15 protein-coding genes are annotated in these 20,317 nt (G+C 36.5%); 6 read left to right on the top strand and 9 right to left on the bottom strand.

What is annotated here, in order from left to right:
* Nucleotides 1-100 precede the first annotated feature (100 nt).
* Entirely contained in the window at nucleotides 101-658 is a 558-nt protein-coding gene (locus E2R68_RS10135; protein ID WP_134277569.1) for a chorismate--pyruvate lyase family protein, read from the top strand.
* Nucleotides 658-1,524: a 4-hydroxybenzoate octaprenyltransferase gene (gene ubiA, locus E2R68_RS10130; protein WP_134277568.1), complete on the top strand. Its 867-nt coding sequence runs from the start codon at nucleotides 658-660 to the stop codon at nucleotides 1,522-1,524. Before E2R68_RS10135 ends, ubiA begins: the two co-directional genes overlap by 1 nt.
* Before the next feature lie 61 nt (nucleotides 1,525-1,585).
* Here the strand turns inward: ubiA and E2R68_RS10125 are convergent, their stop codons facing one another.
* From E2R68_RS10125 to rep, 3 genes are all read right to left on the bottom strand, one after another.
* Complete coding sequence (locus E2R68_RS10125; RefSeq protein WP_134277567.1) at nucleotides 1,586-3,037, bottom strand: dihydrolipoyl dehydrogenase; 1,452 nt, start codon at nucleotides 3,035-3,037, stop codon at nucleotides 1,586-1,588.
* Between the two features lie 95 nt (nucleotides 3,038-3,132).
* A complete protein-coding gene (locus E2R68_RS10120) occupies nucleotides 3,133-3,864 on the bottom strand; it encodes a glutathione peroxidase (protein ID WP_134277566.1) in 732 nt (243 codons plus the stop codon).
* A gap of 191 nt (nucleotides 3,865-4,055) precedes the next feature.
* Entirely contained in the window at nucleotides 4,056-6,065 is a 2,010-nt protein-coding gene (rep, locus tag E2R68_RS10115) for a DNA helicase Rep (RefSeq protein ID WP_134277565.1), read from the bottom strand.
* Nucleotides 6,066-6,279: 214 nt separating this feature from the next.
* Between rep and E2R68_RS10110 the strand changes: the two genes are divergently transcribed.
* From E2R68_RS10110 to E2R68_RS10100, 3 genes are read left to right on the top strand one after another with little or no spacing between them, the layout of a single operon-like run.
* Nucleotides 6,280-6,861 (top strand): TetR/AcrR family transcriptional regulator, encoded by a 582-nt coding sequence (locus E2R68_RS10110; protein WP_134277564.1) that lies wholly within the window; start codon nucleotides 6,280-6,282, stop codon nucleotides 6,859-6,861.
* 10 nt (nucleotides 6,862-6,871) lie between these two features.
* Complete coding sequence (locus E2R68_RS10105; RefSeq protein ID WP_134277563.1) at nucleotides 6,872-7,993, top strand: efflux RND transporter periplasmic adaptor subunit; 1,122 nt, start codon at nucleotides 6,872-6,874, stop codon at nucleotides 7,991-7,993.
* Nucleotides 7,994-8,001: 8 nt separating this feature from the next.
* Complete coding sequence (locus E2R68_RS10100; protein ID WP_134277562.1) at nucleotides 8,002-11,097, top strand: multidrug efflux RND transporter permease subunit; 3,096 nt, start codon at nucleotides 8,002-8,004, stop codon at nucleotides 11,095-11,097.
* A gap of 472 nt (nucleotides 11,098-11,569) precedes the next feature.
* Here E2R68_RS10100 and pyrE read toward each other — a convergent pair whose 3' ends face one another.
* Complete coding sequence (gene pyrE / locus E2R68_RS10095; protein ID WP_134277561.1) at nucleotides 11,570-12,211, bottom strand: orotate phosphoribosyltransferase; 642 nt, start codon at nucleotides 12,209-12,211, stop codon at nucleotides 11,570-11,572.
* Nucleotides 12,212-12,214: 3 nt separating this feature from the next.
* Entirely contained in the window at nucleotides 12,215-12,934 is a 720-nt protein-coding gene (gene rph / locus E2R68_RS10090; RefSeq protein WP_134277560.1) for a ribonuclease PH, read from the bottom strand.
* 173 nt (nucleotides 12,935-13,107) lie between these two features.
* On the opposite strand from rph, the gene E2R68_RS10085 reads away from it, so the two are divergent.
* Nucleotides 13,108-13,680 carry a DUF4136 domain-containing protein gene (locus E2R68_RS10085; RefSeq protein WP_134277559.1) on the top strand — a complete coding sequence of 191 codons (573 nt, stop codon included), beginning with the start codon at nucleotides 13,108-13,110 and terminating at the stop codon, nucleotides 13,678-13,680.
* Between the two features lie 216 nt (nucleotides 13,681-13,896).
* Here the strand turns inward: E2R68_RS10085 and E2R68_RS10080 are convergent, their stop codons facing one another.
* The 4 genes from E2R68_RS10080 to typA form a co-directional block, all read right to left on the bottom strand.
* Complete coding sequence (locus E2R68_RS10080; protein ID WP_243834646.1) at nucleotides 13,897-16,689, bottom strand: insulinase family protein; 2,793 nt, start codon at nucleotides 16,687-16,689, stop codon at nucleotides 13,897-13,899.
* Nucleotides 16,690-16,883: 194 nt separating this feature from the next.
* Nucleotides 16,884-17,321, bottom strand: a complete 438-nt coding sequence (gene dtd, locus E2R68_RS10075; RefSeq protein ID WP_134277557.1) for a D-aminoacyl-tRNA deacylase — start codon at nucleotides 17,319-17,321, stop codon at nucleotides 16,884-16,886.
* The gene (locus tag E2R68_RS10070; protein WP_243834645.1) at nucleotides 17,318-18,175 is read right to left on the bottom strand and encodes a virulence factor BrkB family protein; all 858 of its coding nucleotides are present in this window, start codon (nucleotides 18,173-18,175) and stop codon (nucleotides 17,318-17,320) included. The genes dtd and E2R68_RS10070 overlap by 4 nt, the downstream gene beginning before the upstream one ends.
* Before the next feature lie 197 nt (nucleotides 18,176-18,372).
* Complete coding sequence (typA, locus tag E2R68_RS10065) at nucleotides 18,373-20,196, bottom strand: translational GTPase TypA (protein WP_134277556.1); 1,824 nt, start codon at nucleotides 20,194-20,196, stop codon at nucleotides 18,373-18,375.
* Nucleotides 20,197-20,317 lie beyond the last annotated feature (121 nt).

Raw genomic sequence — 20,317 nt, 5'->3', positions numbered from 1 at the left:
TCAGAGCAAGGTTAAGCAATAAAAATAGTGTAAAATAAATTCCACATGATCGCGCTTATTGGATAGCGAAGAGTTACTTCATTTTTAATCAAAGGTTTGTATGTTTAATCAACTACTTAACATTGCAGCATCAACTCAATGGCAAGCAAACATTTCTACTCAACATTGCACTCAACAAGTACTATCTTGGTTATTAGATGACTCCTCGTTAACTAATAAACTTGAAGGCCAATGCCAAGAATTCAATGTTCAAGTCAAACAACAACTTAATACCAACTCAACTGAATCAACACTTTCTCCATACTTTCCATATCCTGAAAAAGTACTCGTACGAGAAGTCCTTCTATATTGTGATGGCGTTGCCCATGTGTTTGCACAAACTGAAATCCCTTACAGTACGCTGTCCGATGCACAAGAAAAATTAGCTAATTTGGGTTCTGAATCTCTAGGTAGAGTGTTATTTAAGAATGCAACTTTACAGCGTAGTAAAATTGAAATTGCAGAGTTTAATATAGGCTCAGAAATACACGCATTTAGTGAGTCATTACAGCAAACATGCCAACATTCTTTATGGGCAAGACGCTCTGTTTTCTATATTGAGAATAAACCACTATTAGTCAGTGAAGTATTTTTACCTGCATCTGGAATTTATAAATAATGGTTTATTTCACTCACTCTAAACGCCAAGCTTTATTGCAATTAATGCGTGTCGATAAGCCTATTGGCACCCTTTTATTACTATGGCCTACTTTATGGGCGTTATGGATTGCAGCTCAAGGCTTTCCTGACTTCAGTGTATTAATTGTTTTTTGCTTAGGCGTTTTTCTAATGCGTAGCGCAGGTTGCGTCATTAATGATTTTGCCGATAGGAAAGTGGATGGTTTTGTCTCTCGCACAAAAAATCGTCCTTTACCATCAGGTCGAGCGACCAGTAAAGAAGCTATTTATTTATTTTTAATTTTAGCTGCCTGCTCTTTTGCGTTAGTACTCACCCAAAATACATTCACAATTCAACTTTCTGTCGTAGGTTTAATACTTGCTTTTATGTATCCGTTTATGAAACGTTTTACACATTTACCACAGTTTGTTTTAGGTATTGCATTTAGTTGGTCAATTCCCATGGCTTATGCCGCACAAGCGAATATGTTGTCGACAACAATTTGGTTATTATTTATCGCGAATATTACCTGGACTATTGCCTATGACACTATGTATGCCATGGTCGATAAAGAAGATGATTTAAAAATTGGTATTAAATCTACGGCGATATTATTTGGAACATACGACAAATTGATTATTGGGACATTACAGCTAGTAACTTTATTTATATTAATACTAGTGGGGTTATTTGAGAGTTTAAACTGGATTTATTATGTCAGTTTGACCCTTGCTGGCATATTGTTTCTACTGCAACAAAACCAAATAAAAGAACGTAATAAAGAGGCTTGTTTCAAAGCTTTTTTAGATAATAATTATGTTGGTGGTGTTATCTTCGTAGGGTTCTTTTTAACTTATTTATTATAAAAGAAAAAGAGCAGTTAATTTTAATTAACTGCTCTACGGCATTAGTAGACTTATTGTTTGCCTAACAACCCGGACCACATTCCATACATTCGCTGATCATTGCAGAGCCTAATTTTAATTTTGCATTCAAATCACGCAATGCTGTTCTTACACCTTCTTCAATAACCGGATGGTAAAAAGGCATATCTAACATCTGTGAAATAGTCATTCTATTTTGGTGTGCCCAAGCAAGAATATGTGCAAGATGCTCAGCTTGTGGACCAATTATTTCAGCACCTAAGAAACGTCCAGTTCCTTGCTCACCATAAAGGTTTAACAAACCTTTATTTTTAAGCATTACACGGCTGCGACCTTGATTTTCAAATGAAACAGAACCTGTTTCAAAGCATCCACAACCTGAGAACTTTTCAGTTACCTGTTTGTAACTTAAACCAACCATAGCTAATTGTGGATCAGTAAACACAGCAGCAATTGATGAACGACGCAGACCAACACGGATATTTGGATAAACACCTGCATTACTGCCAGCAATTTTCCCTTGGTCCGCAGCTTCATGTAATAACGGAATTTGGTTACTTGCATCACCTGCGATAAAAATAGACGGTATAGATGTTTGCATTGTATAAGGGTCTGCAATAGGTACACCACGAGCATCATTTTCTAGTTGAATATTCTCTAAACCTAAGTTATCAACATTTGCACGACGACCTGTTGCTGCTAATACATATTCAACTTCTTTAACTTGCTCAACACCTTGTTTATCAAGGTAAGTGATTTCGACGTTACCACCTTTACGCACCATATTTTTTACATTAGCATCGGCATCTAAATAAAATTCATCGCTAAATGCTTTTTCTGCATAAGCCATTACTTCTGGATCGGTGAATGGACCAACTTGTCCGCCCATACCAAACATTAATACTTCAACACCTAAACGATGTAATGATTGACCTAATTCTAATCCGATCACACCCGGGCCAAATACAGCAACTGATTTTGGTAAATCCATCCAATCAAACACATCATCATTAACCACTAATTTATCACCGAGATCGTTCCAAACAGGTGGATAACTTGGACGGGACCCTGTTGCAATAACAATACGTTCTGCATTGATCAGTGTGTGATCATCTATCTGCAATTGTGTTTCTGATATAAACGTTGCTTTACCAATGATTTTGTCATCATTATTAAGTTCATCAACGGTTTCTACTACAAAACCAACAAAGCGGTCACGTTCATCACGTACTCGTTGCATTACTTTTTTACCGTCAACACGTACATTACCATCCACAAAAACACCAAATGGTGCTGTATGCGCAGCACTATGAGCAGCTTCTGCCGCTGCAATTAATAGCTTACTTGGCATACAACCAACACGAGCACAGGTAGTTCCAAACTTACCGCCTTCAATTAAGACAACTGAATCCGTCTTTTCTTTAGCTGCTCTATATGCAGCTAAACCCGCTGTTCCACCACCGATAACAGCTACTTTTACATTAACTTGCTTCATATTTTTTACCACTTAGCGTTATTTTATGAATTTTGGGGTTAAAAAAAGCGCGTGCTCTTTTATGAACACACGCCTCTATCTCAGCTTATTTTTGATTAACTGTTTGCGTAAGCTACTGCAGCTTCGCTATCACCAATCAGTTTACCGTCAACATAAAGTTGTGGAACTGTTGTTTGGCCAGTTACCGCTCTTAAGCTTACTGTTGTTGCATCAGTACCTAGTACGATTTCTTCAAAACCAATACCATTATCATTCAATGCAGCTTTTGCTTTTGAACAGAAAGGACAACCTGGTTTAGTGAATAATGTCACTGCAGCTGGTGCTTTTGCATTTGGGTTGATGTAGTTAAGCATTGTATCTGCATCTGAAACTTCAAACGGGTCGCCAGGTTGGTTTGGTTCGATGAACATTTTTTCAATTACGCCATCTTTAACCAACATGCTGTAACGCCAGCTACGCTTACCAAAACCAATGTCGCTCTTATCAACTAACATACCCATACCTTCAGAGAAAGCACCAGTACCATCTGGAACAACGGTAATATTTTCAGCTTCTTGGTCTGCTAACCATGCATTCATTACGAATGTATCATTAACACTTAAACAAACAATTTCATCAACACCATTTTCTTTTAAAACACCCGCTAATTCGTTGTAACGAGGTAAATGTGTAGAAGAACAAGTTGGAGTGAATGCACCTGGTAGTGCGAATACAATAACTGTTTTACCTTTGAATAATTCATCTGTTGTTACATTAACCCATTGATCACCTTGACGAGTTGGGAAAGTTACTGATGGTACGTTTTGGCCTTCGATATTATCTAACATGTATTACCCCTAATAATTATTTTATTTGTTTGCTAATTCTATTAAACAAGTACCTGACTTGTTGTGATGGAGCTATTATGCAAAAAAAAAGTTAATAGTAAAAATCGTTTGTTATTTAATAACCAATAGACAAAAGCTATTAAAAATAGGTTTTATCTATTAAATGCCAATTAATTGATTCATTTTTCCTGTTAATCAAATAACGCTTTTAAACTTGCAATGCCTTTTTCTGCTAATTGCTTCTTCTGAACTTCAGTACGTTTTTTAGGGCCACTTTCCCATTCCACATCTTCTTGTGGTAATTCATTTAAAAAACGACTTGGTTCAGGTTTAATCATTTCACCATACTGACTACGCTCTTTAGCTAGCGTAAAGGTTAACTCTTTCTGCGCTCGCGTTATTCCAACATAAGCTAAACGACGCTCTTCTTCTACATTGTCTTCATCAATACTGACTTGATGTGGTAATAAACCTTCCTCCATTCCTATCATGTAAACATAAGGAAACTCTAGTCCTTTAGATGCATGTAATGTCATCAATTGCACTTGATCTAACTCTTCCTCACTTTCATTACGAGATAACATATCACGCAAAGTAAGCCGAGCAACCACTTGTTCTAAGGTCATCTCTTCATCTAAATCATCACCTTTTAGCATTTCGGTAACCCATTTAAATAATGTAGAGACATTTTTCATCTGCATTTCAGCCGCTTTAGGACTCGGGCTATTTTCATACAGCCAATCTTCATAGCCAATATCACGAATTAAATCTCGCACTACATCAATATCATCTTCACGCTTTAAGCGATCATTTAGTTCAACTAACCAACGAGTAAATGCTTGAACAGATTGCAGTCCTTTTCCATTTAAGGTTTGTTCTAACCCAATCTCAAAACTTGCAGCAAACATACTGATATGCCGCATATTGGCATAATTACCTAATTTTTCACGACTGACTGCACCAATGCCGCGAGGTGGTTTATTCACTACACGAATAAATGCATTTTCATCATCATGATTCACCAGTAATTTTAAATAAGCCATAATGTCTTTTACTTCACTACGCGCAAAGAACGAGGTTCCACCGCTTATTTTGTAAGGAATACGATTTTCCATCATCACCTTTTCTAACAAACGGCTTTGATGATTGCCTCGATATAAAACAGCATAATCTTTAAAACGAGAGCCATTCATAAACTTATGGCCAGATAACTCCATCACAACTCGTTCAGCTTCATGTTGTTCATTTTTTGCAGACAAGACTTTTATTGATTCACCGTAAGCTAATTCACTAAAAAGACGTTTATCAAATTCATGCGGATTATTAGCAATCAATACATTAGCTGCTTTTAACACACGTTGACTCGAACGATAATTTTGCTCTAGTTTAATCACTTTTAATTGCGGAAAGTCCCTTTGCAATAACACTAGGTTTTCAGGTCGAGCACCACGCCAAGAATAGATAGACTGATCATCATCTCCTACAACGGTAAAACGAGCTCGTTCACCTACTAAGGCTTTGATTAGTTCATATTGGCTAGTATTGGTATCTTGATATTCATCGACTAACAGATAACGAATTTTTTTCTGCCAGCGTAAACGCACTTCTTCTTTAAATTTTAATAATAAAGTAGGCAGAACAATTAAATCGTCAAAATCGAGTGCGTTATAAGCTTTTAATTGACGCTGATATAAGTCATAACAATGCGCAAAAATAACATCACGCTCACCCTTGGCTTGCTTGATAGCTTGCGGTGGTAATATCAGCGCATTTTTCCAATTAGAGATTTGTGAGATTAAGGCTTTTAATAAATCGGTATCTTCTTTTAATTGCTTTTCTGTTAACTCTTTTAATAAAGCCATGGTGTCTTGGTCATCAAATAAAGTGAAACCGGCTTTCATACCCAAGGTTTTTACTTCTCGCTTAATAATATCTAAACCTAATGAATGGAATGTCGATACCATCAAGCCTCTAGACTCTTTACGACCTAATGTTTCGCTTACACGCTCCTTCATTTCGCGCGCAGCTTTATTAGTAAAGGTTACCGCAACAATGTTTTTTGCAAGGTAATCACAATGTTGGATGAGATAGGCAATCTTATTAGTGATCACACGAGTTTTACCACTACCCGCACCAGCAAGTACTAAACAAGGTCCAGAGATCATTTTGACTGCAGCGTCTTGTCCAGGATTTAATTTCATGATGTGTCCTAAGGAAATAAAAAAGCTATGTGATTTTACTTATCTTTTAAATGAAAGCTATGGCTGTATGGAAAATCACTCATTGTAAATAGCAGCAATGCAAACAAAGAATTCATGACCATAAATTAAAATAAACCATAATATTAGCATTTTGGTATTGCAATCCATTCTCATTAAACGATAATGAACGTTCATTCATTTTTAAGTTAATATCATGTCAAAACGCAACCAAATTTTAACTGCAGCAGAAACAATACTTGCTGAGCACGGATTTTATGGATTTTCCATGCAAAATCTAGCTGATGCAGCAGATGTTGCAACTGGTACTATTTATCGTTATTTTGAAAACAAAGAAGCATTAATGAATGAACTACAAAAATTCATTCAAGAAGATGCTGCCCATAATGTTTTTGCAGGCTGGCAAGACTCTTTATCTTGTAAGCAAAAATACGACTTGATGTGGCAAAACACATTTAATGCTGTATTAAAAAATCCTAAGCGTCTCACTGTCATCGAGATGCTACATTGTGTACCTAATTTAAATACAGAAAAATCAGAAATCACCTTGTTTGAAGATGGACCTTTTAAAGGTCTTATTGAATTTTATCAGCAAGGTATAGATAACAAACAGTTTTTAGACTGGCAATTATGTGCATTAATAGCTGTCAGTTTTGACACATCAATCACTTTAGCAAAAAAAGTGATTCGAGGACGACTAATACCAGAACAGCAACAATTAGATCAAGTACGTGACGCCTCATGGGCAATAATTCAAAATCCACATTTTAAAAAATAGGACTAACTCAATGAAAAAATGGATCTTTTTAGCAATAGTTTTAGCAATACTTGTATTTGGTAGTGTGATCGGCTTTAACATGTTTAAAGCCCAAAAAATTCAAGAGTACCTTGCTAGCCGCCCTATTCCAGAATTTCCTGTTACCAGTATGACAGTTAAGCCTGAAGATTGGACTCCGAACTTGAAAGCAATTGGTTTTATTGAGCCAATTCAAGGTGTTACTGTGACTAATGAAGTCAACGGTAAAATTGTTAAAATCGACTTCACTTCAGGTCAAACATTAAAAACTGGTGACCCTATTGTTTCACTTGATTCAAGTGTAGAAAGAGCTAATTTAAAAGCGGCACAAGGCCAATTACCAGCCGTTGAACGTAATTATAAGCGAATGAAAGATCTACTTAAAAGTGGCTCAATCTCTCAAGGTCAAGCTGATGACGCTGAATCTCAATACCTTTCTTTACAAGGTCAAATTGAAGGTTATAAAGCAACCATCAACCGCTTGAATATCCGTGCGCCTTTTGATGGTATTGCTGGATTACGTAATGTATTTATGGGGCAATATTTAAGTGCCGGGACAGACATTGTTCGCCTTGAAGATATTAGTCGTATGCAAATACGCTTTACTATTCCTCAAAATGATTTGAATAAAATTAGTATTGGGCAAATGATGAACATCTATGTTGATGCTGAAGCAGGAGTCACTTTTAAAGGGACTATTTCTGCGATTGAGCCAGCGGTTAATTTCCAAAGTGGTGTCATTCAAGTTCAAGCAGATATCCCAAATAAAGATCATACGCTTCGCTCTGGTATGTTTGCTAAAGCAAATATCATTTTGCCAACATTAAAAGAGCAAACCATTGTTCCTGAAACAGCGATTAACTACACCTTATATGGTGAAACAGTTTATGTGATTACTGATCAAACGGGTGAAAATGGAAAAGCCTTTAAACAGGTAACACAAAAAATCGTTAAATTAGGTGAAAGCATTGATGGTAATGTGCATGTTTTATCTGGCTTAGAGGCTGGAGATGAAATTGTAACAAGTGGACAGGTTCGCCTAAGTAACGGGTCTCATGTCAGTATCATTGAATCAGATATTCTAAACAAACCAGCTGAAATTCCAGCGCTGTAGGGCTCATTATGAAATTTACAGATACTTTTATAAAACGCCCAATCTTAGCTATTTCATTAAGTCTGTTAATTGTCTTATTGGGATTGCAAGCATTAGGGAAAATGCAGGTACGAGAGTACCCAAATATGACCAACACAGTGATCACGGTGAGCACAAGTTACTACGGTGCAAATGCAGACTTGATCCAAGGTTTTATTACTCAACCAATAGAACAAGCGATTGCACAAGCAGATAATATCGACTTTATGACATCGCAAAGTTATATGGGTAGTTCAGCCATTACTGTTTACATGAAGTTGAATACAGACCCTAATGGGGCTGTTGCCGATATTCTTGCCAAAGTAAACAGTGTTCGTTCACAACTACCTAGTGAAGCTGAAGATCCGACCATTGATGTGAGCACAGGTTCAAGTACATCAGTTATTTATATTGCCTTTTCAAGTGAAGAGTTAAATGCGAGTCAAATAACCGATTACCTTGAGCGTGTAATTAAACCTCAACTATTCAGTATTAATGGTGTAGCCAAAGTTAACTTATACGGCGGTACGGATTTCGCGATGCGTATTTGGTTAGATCCAGAACGTATGGCTGGTTTTAATTTAACCACCAGCGAAGTAGTGAGTATTCTACAAGCCAATAATATTCAATCTGCAACAGGTCAAACTAATGGTTACTACACGCTTTTCAACGGTAATAGTGAAACGCAAGTTTCCACTGCAGCTGAACTGGAAAGATTAATTATTGCAACACGTGAAGATGGTAAAACCATTCGTTTACAAGATATCGCCCGCGTTTCATTAGAGAAAAGCCACGATGTTTATCGTGCCATGGCAAATGGTAATGATGCCGTTGTAGTTGCAATTGATGCAGCACCAACTGCCAATCCGTTAGATATCACAGCGGGTGTGCGTGAGATGCTACCTGATTTAGAGAAGAACAATCCTAAATCAATTGATATGAATGTACTTTATGATTCAACTATTGCTATCGAAGAATCAATTTCTGAAGTAATTAAAACCATTGTTGAAGCCGGTTTAATCGTATTGGTAGTTATGATTCTATTCTTAGGTTCATGGCGCGCGGTTATTATTCCTATCATCACGATCCCTTTGTCACTGATCGGTGTATTAGTGGTTATGCAGATGTTTGGATTTACCATTAACCTGATGACATTGCTCGCCATGGTACTGGCTATTGGTCTGGTGGTCGATGATGCAATCGTAGTAGTAGAAAATGTCGACCGACATATCAAAGCAGGAGAACCTCCATTCCGAGCTGCGATTATCGGAACTCGAGAAATTGCTGTACCTGTTATATCCATGACAATTACGCTTGCTGCTGTTTATGCACCGATCGCGATGATGGGCGGGATCACCGGCTCATTATTTACTGAGTTTGCATTAACGCTGGCTGGTGCTGTATTTGTATCTGGTTTAGTGGCATTAACCTTATCGCCAATGATGTGTAGTGTAATGCTAAAAAGTAACCATCAGCCAAATCGTTTTGAACGAGCAGTTGATAGCACATTAACTGGACTTACTAATCGTTATTCACGAGCACTAGATAAGTTAATGACTCGACGCCCTGCTGTCATACTCTTTGCCTTACTGGTATTTGCTTCACTACCATTTTTGTTTAAATTTATTCCATCTGAATTAGCCCCTTCTGAAGATAAAGGTGCATTAATGATGATGTCTAAAGCGCCTTCAAATGCGAACTTAGACTACATCGAAAACAGTATGAAGGTAATTACAAGCAAACTATCGGAGCAAGACTCAGTACAAAGTAGCTTAGCGATGTCAGGTATTCCTAATGCAAACCAAGCATTCGGTATTGCGATCATGAAACCTTGGAGTCAACGTGATATTGACCCTAAACAGTTATCAACTAACTTAGCTGGTGATTTTAATGCTGTTGCATCTGTTGCAACCACTGCCTTCCAAATGCCTGAATTACCAGGTTCATCGGGTGGTTTACCTGTACAGTTTGTTATTACGACTTCTAATCCATTTGAGAGTCTAGTAGAAATAGCCAGCGATGTTTTAGCGGCAACACAGGCAAATCCGAACTTTGTTTATTCAGAGTTAGATTTAGCCTTTGATTCTGCAACAATGAATATCAAGATTGATCGTGATAAAGCCGGCGCTTACGGCATCACTATGCAAGATATCGGTATGACTTTAGGGACATTGCTAAGCGATGGTTACTTAAATCGTATCGACCTTGATGGACGTAGTTATGAAGTGATCGCGCAGGTTGAACGTAAATACCGTTTATCACCTGATAAGCTCGGTGACTTCTTTGTGAAAGCAAGTAATGGCGATATGTTACCGCTGAGTGAGTTGATTGATATTGATATAGTGGCGGAGCCTCGTTCACTTCCTCACTTTAACCAACTTAACAGCGCAACCATTGGTGCGGTACTTGCCCCTGGTTTTGCAATGGGTGATGCAATTAACTTCTTTGAAGAGTTAAGCACAAGTAAACTGCCACAGGGTTATCGTCATGATTACCTAGGTGAAGCGCGTCAGTTTGTGACTGAAGGTAGTGCGTTATACATGACCTTCTTACTTGCAGTATTGATTATTTTCTTAGTATTAGCGAGTCAGTTTGAAAGTATTCGTGACCCATTAGTTATCCTAATGACAGTTCCATTAGCGATCAGTGGTGCGTTGGTTGCCCTTGCCTGGGGAGCCGCAACCATGAATATTTATACCCAAGTTGGTTTGATCACCTTAGTCGGGCTGATCACTAAGCACGGTATATTGATTGCTGAAGTAGCAAAAGAAGAGCAGCTACATCATGGTTTAGACCGTATTAACGCGGTTAAAAAAGCAGCAACAATACGTTTACGTCCAATATTAATGACAACAGCTGCGATGGTAGCAGGCTTAATTCCACTATTATTTGCATCAGGCGCTGGTGCAGTAAGTCGATTTGGTATTGGTATTGTTATTGTGGCGGGTCTATCTATCGGTACGTTATTCACTCTATTTATTCTGCCAGTGATCTATTCGTTTATTGCGAGTAATCATCAAAAGACTAAAGAGTTTGATGAAGAGTTAGCACTAAAAGTAAATCTATTAGAAAATAAAGCAGACTAATCGCTAAAGCCTTTAAATAAAAAAGGCACTTTAATATATGAAGTAGATTCTCCATATTGAATCTACTTCATTTTTTTATTTATACTCATCGCACTAAATAAGTAGTCTGAATTTCACGCAGAAAAAATGCCTTAATTTAAGGCATAAGTTGAGATCTCTCGAGAGGTTAATTTCGTCCCCCCTATCGCTAGTATTAATTAAACACCTTCATAGCAAGTTACTTCCTATAACTTAATACCAGATTCCGCTCAATGAAATGACCAATTATTGCGAGAGAAATACACCTTTTTTACTAGTCATACCAATCAAATTGTTAGGCAGATTATTATTTTTAAAAAAGTGTTTTTCTGTAAATAACATGGAATAAGTACTGAAATAGTTAAAGAATGCTAGAAGTGAGGAATTATCGCAACAAGGAAAGGAAGCTTGCTCCTAGGCAGAACAAGCTTTATAAGAATGATTAAGTTCCAGATTAAATACCGTATTGCGCTCTGTATGCTTGTACAGACTCAAGGTGCTGTTGCATCTCAGGTAATGTTTCTAAGTAACTCACTACATCAGCAAGCTGAACAATAGAAATAACTTTTGCATCATAGTCACGCTCTACTTCTTGAATCGCAGATAGTTCTGCTTTACCTTTCTCTTGACGATCTAAAGCAATCAATACACCAGCAAGTTCAGCTTTATGTGCATTGATAATGTCCATTGATTCGCGAATAGCTGTACCCGCAGTAATAACATCATCCACCAGCATAATTTTTCCTGTTAGTTCAGAACCAACTAAGCTACCACCTTCACCATGTGTTTTTGCTTCTTTACGATTAAAGCAATATGGCACATCTAAATCGTAATCATTTGATAGTGCAACAGCTGTCGTTGTTGCAATAGGAATACCTTTGTAAGCAGGACCAAATAACAGATCATAAGCAATACCTGAATCTTGTAATGCCGCAGCATAAAAACGCCCTAAACGCGCTAGATCACGACCAGTATTAAATAAACCTGCATTAAAAAAATACGGGCTAATACGACCTGATTTTAAGGTAAATTCACCAAACTTTAAAACTTGCTTCTCAATAGCAAATTCAATAAATTCTTTTTGATACTCTTTCATTTTCTACTCCGCACTTAATGCTTTTTTCTGTTCGATTATTAAATTTTTAATGCCGCCATTCGCTAGGCTTAACATCGCTAATAGTTCTTCATGATTAAAAGCACCTTTTTCTGCTGTGCCTTGAATTTCAATCATGCCACCTGTTTCCGTCATCACAACATTCATATCTGTGTCTGCATTAGCATCTTCTGCATAATCCAAGTCACAAACAGGTGTCTTTTTATAAAGGCCAACTGATACTGCAGCAATCATCTGCTTTAATGGGCTTTTTTTCAACTTACCTTGTGCAACCATCCAGTTTAACGCATCAGCTAATGCAATACACGCTCCAGTAATAGATGCAGTACGTGTTCCACCATCTGCTTGAATAACATCACAATCAACAGTGATCGTATTTTCACCAAGCGCTTTTAAATTAACAGCCGCACGTAATGAACGAGCGATTAAACGTTGAATCTCTAATGTACGTCCACCTTGCTTACCTGATGCGGCTTCACGTTGATGACGAGCATGAGTCGCTCGCGGTAGCATCGCATACTCAGCAGTGATCCAACCTTGCCCTTTTCCCTTCAAAAAACGAGGTATCGATGAAGAAACGGAAGCATTACATAAGACTTTGGTATTGCCCATTTCTATGAGAACAGATCCTTCAGCATAATCCGTATAATGTCGTGTTATTTTTATATCACGAAGTTGTTCTGGGGCGCGTTGGCTTGGGCGCATAACTTAAAATGCCTACTTATAAAAATAAAAAAACGATTATACCTGTGTATAGTAAACTCTACAAAATAGGAATGATATTCATTATTGTTTACAACACTAGCAACAATGATTACTTTCTAATCTACTTATCAGTAGTAGGTTTCACTATAAACACAAAACACGGAATAAAACATATGAATAAAATTAAAATTTTCATTATTTCAATCTTAGTCGTTATAACTACAGCTTGTGCATCCAATGTCGCCACTGTTGATTTTGATAAAAACAGCGATATTGACACAACACACTACAAAACATTTGCATGGTTAACGAAAACTAAAATAATGGAATCACCTCTTGATTCAAATCCCGTATTAGAACACAGGATCAGCAATAGCATTGAACAAGCTTTTATCGCTAAAGGCTATCAACTCATTAAGGATGCTGAAAAAGCAGATTTTACCATTTCTTACACTATGGGGAGTCGTGAAAAACTACAGGTGAATAGTTACCCTACAACCTATGGTGCAGGATTTGGATGGGGACTAGGATATTATGGTTCACGAGGCTATAACGGCACAATAATAGGAACAGAAACGACAACGCGTCAATATACTGAAGGGAAATTAGCAATTGATGTTTATGATGTTAAAACACATCAACCTGCATTTCATGGCTGGGCGACTAAACGTATTACCTCTGATGACAAAGAGTCAGCCACTACTGTTATTGACGGTATCGTAAAACAGGTTGTGAGCAAGTTCTAATACCAAGGTGATTAAATAAGTGCACTCTCGTATAAGTTATAGAAACCACTGACATGTAGACAATAAAAAAGGCTGCAACAACAGCCTTTTAATCATTCAATACTGGGCTTATCTGGCCTCAATATCTACTATTAACACTTTAGAAAGATTTTGTGTTACAGCACATGACTAGCACTCATAAAAATTCAATAGCAATTTTATGTGCTCTACTGATCATTATTTGGGTTGCTTATCAATATCTGTAATAGATATTTCAGGCTGTAACGTTAATGCTTTATCTGCACTAAACTTTGTACCTTTAACCTGCACAATAATTTGTTGAGCTTGTGTTTTATCAAAAAATAAATCACTGTAATATTGCTGCACTTGCTGCAAGGTTATTGATTCTAATAAAGCCACGTGATCTTGTTTTGTATCAATCTCATCTTTATTACTTAACCACTCATTACTCAGGTAAGAAAACTCTCCTGCCAAGTTACTTGGTTTAGCTAAATAATTCGCAATATGTGCTTTTTTGATCTCTTCAAAGTCACTCTCTTTTATTTCCATTAAAGACTTATTAAAGTTTTCTAAAAAGGCTTGAAAACGTTCATATAATGCTGCACTACCCACTGTAGGGCTTTGAGTAAACAAACCAAATGCGACACTATCGTTAACAGGGAAACTCGCAGTGAAAGGTGAATAAGTTAATTGTTCTTGAGTACGGATCTGATCGTAAAAAGCAGGTTTTAGGAGCTTATTCAATAACTCAGCTTTTGCTAATGAAGTTGGATCTTGATTTTTAGCCAAGTAAATACTGACTAAAGCATCATCTTCTAGCACTGAATTTCGTACATAATTTAAAGCACCTTGCTCAGGATCTGCATTTAAGCGTTTAATTTTATAAAATTCATTAGGTTGAATTTTTATCGTTACTTTAAGTTGTGCAGTTAATTGCATAATATCAAGCGTTGAAAAATTCCCTAATGCGAGTAAACGTACACTTGATTTTGCAAAAATATCTTTAATTAACCGGTCAAGATCATCTGTATTAATAGTATCGATCTGTGCTAATAATGTCGCATCTGACCAAGCCGGTTGACGAATAATTTGTCTAAATCCATCCAACCCTAAATCCATCGCTTTGCTTTTAGATTTGTTATTTAAACGGCGAGTTAAATCTTGTTTTGCTAACCTTAATGATTGCTCGTCAATTTTCATTGATGCGATATGATTTAATAAGGTAAGTAATAATTTATTTTGTTTATCACTATAACCATTAGTAGTAATTAATAACCCGTTATTACTGCTAATTGAAAAACCTAAACCGGCTTCTTGTGTCATGAAATTAAGCTCAGCTAGTTGCTGCTGCAGAATATTTAGCAATAGATTCATTTGCATGCGAGCTTTAGGGCTCTGATCTGTTAAATTATTGTTTAATTGTAATTTATAACTACCTTTTGGTTCTCCAAGTTGGCTTTGTTTATACCAAACAGATAAACCAGATTGATTCACTAACTGGATCGCCTTATCAGCAGATTTTTCATCTTTAACCAAACTTAAATCTTCAGGAAGCCATGCATTACTTATAGGTAAGGTCATTTCTGGTTGAATTTTCTTAGCATCGATTAACCACTTTGATAAACGCTCTTTTGCAATTTTTGCTTGTGAATATTGCCCTTTATAAAAAGGAATATTTTTATTAACAATGGCATCAGGAGACATTAAAAAGATACGGCTATTTTCAGGTGTTAAATAACCTAATAATTCACCAATAAATTTTCCATTGAAAGCATCTAAACGGAATGATGAATATAATAAATCTTGTAATGGATAGGTCTGCATACTCGCAGATAATGACATGACATAATTAAAACCAGCACTTTTAGGGAGGAATTTAAAATAGTTATCTAAGCTTTTCTTCTGCTCTGAATATTGTAATTCATTGATCCCTTGTTCTTTGATTAAGTTGATATAAGCAAATAAACTAGCAATCACTTTATCTTGGTCTGATAGACCTTTTTTAGTAAGCTTAAAGGTTAAATTAAATTGAGAATATTGATCGCTATAAGCCGCTGAAAACCCAGCCATCACTGATTCAGCTAAACCTTGTTTTTGTAAATAATCAGATAACCCACCTTTATGATCGGAACCTAACAAACGACTAATATACCCACCAGGTTGATACATATATTCATCTTTAACGCTTGGTACTAAAAAGTTAACTTGCAGTAATTTTAAATCCGCCGTTGGTTTCATCTGTACTTCTAAGGCTAACTGTTGATTTGTTACTAATGGAGCAATTATTAACGGTTTTTCTACATTTCTATTTGGTATCTGAGTTAAATATCTAACAGCAACATCTTGTAATTCTTCAATTGTACGAGGACTGGTTAATGCTACCTTCATGGTGTTAGCAGAGTAGTTTTGTTGAAAAAACAACTCTAGTTCATGTTGTAATTTACTACCTGGTTTATCGATTAACGTAGTTAAATCTCCAGTGCTAAAACGCGCAATAGGATGCTCTGGATTTAATGAGTAACGTTGTAACGCATACAACTTACGCATATCATTATCAAAATACGTTTTGTGTTCAGCATTCACTGTATGACGTTCTTTTTCTGCGTATTTTTCATCTAATAATGGTGCACGCATTACATCACCTAAGCGATTTAGCGCTTCAGGAAATGCACTATCATTTACTTCAAAACCATATACGGTACTTTCTTGTGCAGTATAAGCATTGGTGTAACCACCATTTTGACTCATGAATTTACTGTATTCATTAATAACAGGATATTTTTCAGATCCTAGAAATAGCATATGTTCTAAATAATGCGCTAAACCAAGTTGAGAGTCTGGATTATTCATACTGCCAACTGGAACAGATACTGAAGCAGCACTGTTTTTTAAATCAGGATCGGAAACTAATAAAACATCTAATTGGTTAGCAAGACGAATAACTTGATATTGACGATTATCATTAGGGCTTTTAGTGATAGATTTCTGAATTACTTCAAATGGTTTCATAGTATTCTCAGTGGCTTGCACTTGTAGGGAAATGAAAAGAGTAAAAACAAATAAACTAGTGAATCGAACAAATATCTTGGTCAGCATTAAAAATTCTCTTTATAGCAATTAGTCATAGTCAGTCACTATAGACAAAGCTAAGTTAAAATAGTTTCGCGTAAATACACGAACATAAATATAACAACCTTTCACACTTATATCTGTAGCCAAAAGGTAGTTGGTCCATCATTAGTCGAAGTGACTTGCATATCGGCAGCAAAAATTCCATTTTCAACATGGCAGCCTAACTGTCGACATTGCTCACTAAATAAGTGATATAAACGTTCTGCTTCTTTAGGTTCTGCACCATTACTAAATCCAGGGCGGTTTCCTTTTTTCGTTTCTGCTGCTAGCGTGAATTGTGAGATAACTAATAAATCCCCACCTACTTGCTGCACGTTAAGATTCATTTTACCGTTTACATCAGAAAAAATACGATAAGCTAAAACCTTTTCAGCTAAACGTTGAGATTGTTTATCAGTATCTCCCTTTTCTACTCCCAATAATACCAGTAAGCCATTTTTAATTTCACCAACACATTTACCCTCTACTGTTACCAATGCATTCGTAACACGTTGAATCATGGCTATCATATATCTTCACCCATATGGTTTTCATGCTCGTATAAAAACTCTTCTAAGGTAGCCGTCACTTCAGCACCTATTAATATGATCAACCAACTAAAATACACCCAAATGAAGACAATAGGGATAATAGCAATCGCTCCGTAGATAACTTGATGAGATGGGAAGTTAGTAATATATAAAGTAAACACTTTAGTGCCTAATTCAAATAAAGTAGCGGCCACTAGGCCTCCAATTAATGCATAACGGAAACTAACACGTTGATGAGGGACTAAAGTATAAACACCGGCAAAGGCTAACCAAGTAAAAATAAAGGGTAAACAACTGAGAATTTGTTGCCCGAAAGAAAGAAAACCTTCCGCACGAAAAATAGAAAATAGATAAGTACTCAGTGCAACACTTGCACCAACAATAATTGGCCCCAAACTTAATATGGTCCAATAGATAGCAAAAGCATGAACCTTACGGCGCCTATTGTGGCATCGCCAAATACGGTTAATGGTGTCATCAATGGCTGAAATTAACAATAATGCAATGATCACCAAAGAGCCAATGCCTATCACTGTCATATTTTTGGTATTTTCAATAAACCCTTGAATATGTATTCTGATCGCATCACCGGAAGACGGTACAAAATTATTATAAATAAAACCTTCTAAAGCCGTTTCTAATTTAAGAAATGTGGGGAAAGCAGATAGGATATCAAACACAATCGCTAAAAAAGGAACAAGCGACAATAAAGTCACATAAGCCAAATGGCCAGCAGGCACCTTAATATTATCTTTTTTACTACGCTTCCATAAAAAAATAAGGTAATCAAAGGTGATGGTAAAAAAGTTAACAAATTTTTGTTGGACACTCACGATAATTTTCCTAATAAAATGGATATAGCCATAATTTGGAATAACAAATACAAACAGCAAAAAACAGTAACTTAATTTAATTAAGTCACATAGTGAATATAAATAACATTTTTTATTCACTACAAATTATAAACAAAAAAAAAGTCTTACCGAAGTAAGACCTTAATATTAGGTTATTTTTCATTTAAATAAATGAATTAACCTTTAGCTGGACGAGCAGCACGTTTACGTTCGTTTTCAGTCAGTAATTTCTTACGAATACGAATGCTTTCAGGTGTAACTTCTACTAACTCATCAACGTCGATAAATTCTAATGCTTGTTCAAGCGTTAGTTTGATCTCAGGAGATAGTGTTTGTGCTTCATCTGTACCTGATGCACGAACGTTAGTAAGTTGCTTACCACGTACACAGTTAACTGTTAAATCATTAGAACGGTTATGAATACCGATGATTTGACCTTCATATACTTCTGTACCATGACCTAAGAATAAGCGACCACGATCTTGTAAGAAGAATAAAGAGTAAGTAACAGCTTTACCAGCTTGGTTACAAACTAATACACCATTTTGACGCTGACCAATAGTACCGCCTTTATGTGGACCGTAATGATCGAAGCTATGGTATAAAAGACCAGAGCCTGATGTTAGTGTCATAAATTCAGTTTGGAAGCCGATTAAACCACGACTTGGGATCATGAAGTCTAAACGGATACGGCCTTTACCGTCAGGGATCATATTAGTTAGTTCCGCTTTACGGATACCTAATTGTTCCATGATTGAACCTTGATGTTGCTCTTCACAGTCAACAGTCAATGTTTCCATTGGCTCATGTAACTGACCATCGATCATACGTTCGATAACTTCTGGACGAGAAACAGCTAATTCGTAACCTTCACGACGCATGTTTTCGATTAAGATACCTAAATGTAATTCACCACGACCAGATACTTTAAATTTATCTGGATCGGCAGTTTCTTCCACTTTAAGTGCAACGTTATGTACAAGCTCTTTATGTAAACGATCTAAGATATTACGTGAAGTAACGTATTTACCTTCTTTACCACAGAATGGTGAAGTGTTTACTTGGAATGTCATTGTTACTGTTGGTTCATCAACAGTTAATGGAGGCATTGCTTCAACATTGTTTTGAGCACAAATTGTGTCAGAAATTTTAAGCTCACCTAAACCACTGATTGCAATGATGTCACCAGCTTGAGCAAGTTCAACATCATGACGCTCAAGACCTAAGTAACCTAATACTTGGCCAACTTTACCTTTACGTTCTTTACCATCTGCACCAATCACTGTTACTTGTTGATTAACTTTAACGTTACCGCGAGTAATACGACCAACACCGATAACACCTACGTAAGAGTTGTAATCAAGTTGAGAAATTTGCATTTGGAAATCGCCTTCGCGATCTGCTTCTGGTGGAGCAACACTATCAACGATAGTTTGGAATAAATCTTCCATGTTCTCTGTTTTAGTGTCCATATCGATACTAGCCCAACCGTTTAATGCAGAAGCATAAACAACTTGGAAGTCTAGTTGATCATCAGTTGCACCTAAGTTATCGAATAAATCAAATACTTGATCCATTACCCACTCAGGACGTGCACCTGGTTTGTCAATTTTGTTGATAACAACAATTGGCTTAAGGCCGTGTGCAAATGCTTTTTGTGTTACGAAGCGTGTTTGTGGCATTGGACCATCAACAGCATCAACAATAAGACAAACACTATCTACCATAGATAGGATACGCTCTACTTCACCACCGAAATCGGCATGTCCAGGAGTATCTACGATATTGATATGGTAATCATTCCATACAATCGCTGTATTTTTTGCAAGAATGGTAATACCACGTTCTTTTTCAAGATCGTTAGAGTCCATTACACGTTCTTCAGAATCACCGCGTGAATCCAATGTACCAGACTGCTCTAACAGTTTATCAACCAATGTTGTTTTACCATGGTCAACGTGAGCAATAATGGCAATATTTCTTAATTTATCTAACGACATGATGCGCCTCAAAAATAACTACTAATTAAAAATACCAATTAAATAAAAATAGAGCTTTCCACTTTTATTTAATTGGTATAAAAAGAATTAGGCTATGAACGCACTTTATAAAGTGACATAG

The sequence above is a fragment of the Psychromonas algarum genome, assembly GCF_004376845.1.
Lineage (GTDB): Bacteria > Pseudomonadota > Gammaproteobacteria > Enterobacterales > Psychromonadaceae > Psychromonas.
The sequence above is the reverse complement of the archived record's forward strand: the minus strand, read 5'-3'. Positions and strand labels throughout refer to the sequence as shown.